We start from the raw sequence: 1,401 nt of genomic DNA, 5'->3' as shown, positions 1-1,401 counted from the left end.
TACTTATCTTTCGATAAGATTTTATTTATTACTCAAAGCATTTTACGAGTTGTTTCTTTATTACTCTGTTTAATTTTCAAAGACCATGTTTTTCTGTCGTTTCTCAGAAGCGACTCCCTTATAATATCAAACTTGATATTCTTTGTCAACAACTTTTTTCAAGATTTTTTTCTTGGTTTGTTGTTTACTTCAGTGCCTCTCAGCGACGAAATATATAATATCATATTCATAATATAAATTTCTTTATTCAAATCTAATTTATTAAGTTTATTCTCTATTTTCTCTTTATATCTACTTATTTCTATATTTATCTTTTATAAATACACTAGGTAGAGTTTACCCTATAAATCACATCTTTATACATTTTTATAGTACTTATCTAAGTATTTTTCTAAATACCTATATTGTAAAAAATCATTATTTCTCTCTCTATTGCTGCTAACTTTAAAACCTTTATATTACTTTTCTTAATAATAAACTTATATTTTTTTCTAGATAAAATACTTTTTCATCCTTTACCTTTCTATAAGTTTTTATTATTCATCTGAAAAATTATATATTATAGTAGTTCTTTTCTATTATATCCCTCATATATAGATTAAAAATTTAAAGATAAAATTTAAAAATTCATATTTAAAGGAATTAAAATAGTGCACTTAGTCTTTACTGAATCCCCCTTATCTATTGAAAATATTCAATTAGACTTATATATTCTACTTATCTTAAACATAATAGTATTTATTAGTATATACCTATATACTCCTATTTAAAGTCTCATTCTTAAAGTGTATAAGATCTAATATTTTTTACTGTCCTCTTATTTCTTATAAAAAATCTCCATAAATAATCATATATATATATTAAATCAAGAAAATTTCTATAAATTAACTAAAGTCTCATTCTAGATTAAAACTTAACCTTATACAGTATTATCTTAAAAATCCTTTATACTATAAATCTCTTCTCATAATATATAACTTTACAAATATATTATTATCGCCTAATAAATAAACTCAATTTACTATTATAATCTAAATTTTTATCCTTTTATCTATAATTGACTAACTATAAAATATTTTTATTCATTTAAAGTAATTCCTTTTAATATTTATCTAATGTTAAGAGATCTTTAGAAAAAATCATACTGATCAAGCCCTATTGGAGAATATTTTAAAATAATAATTACATTATTTATTACTTTTTAGTATTCTTATTGCTATAAATCTATTCTTACTATTATAAATAATTATGGAAGCTTATTTTAGCAAAAAACAAAAAGAACTTCATATATAATATGAAGTTCTTCTACCCGGCGATGTCTTACTCTCCCACAGGGCCTCCCCTGCAGTACCATCAGCGCTGTAAAGCTTAACCTGCCTGTTCGGAATGGGAAGGGGTGTT

1 rRNA gene is annotated in these 1,401 nt (G+C 23.1%); it reads right to left on the bottom strand.

Annotation, left to right across the window (positions count from 1 at the left end):
- Positions 1–1,307 precede the first annotated feature (1,307 nt).
- Positions 1,308–1,401: ribosomal RNA gene (gene rrf / locus BUA48_RS15210) — 5S ribosomal RNA — on the bottom strand; the annotation flags it as partial.

This window comes from Clostridium collagenovorans DSM 3089 (assembly GCF_900130005.1).
In the GTDB taxonomy this organism is placed as follows: Bacteria; Bacillota; Clostridia; order Clostridiales; family Clostridiaceae; genus Clostridium_D; species Clostridium_D collagenovorans.
Note: the sequence above shows the minus strand (reverse complement) of the source record. Positions and strands in the feature narration are given on the sequence as shown.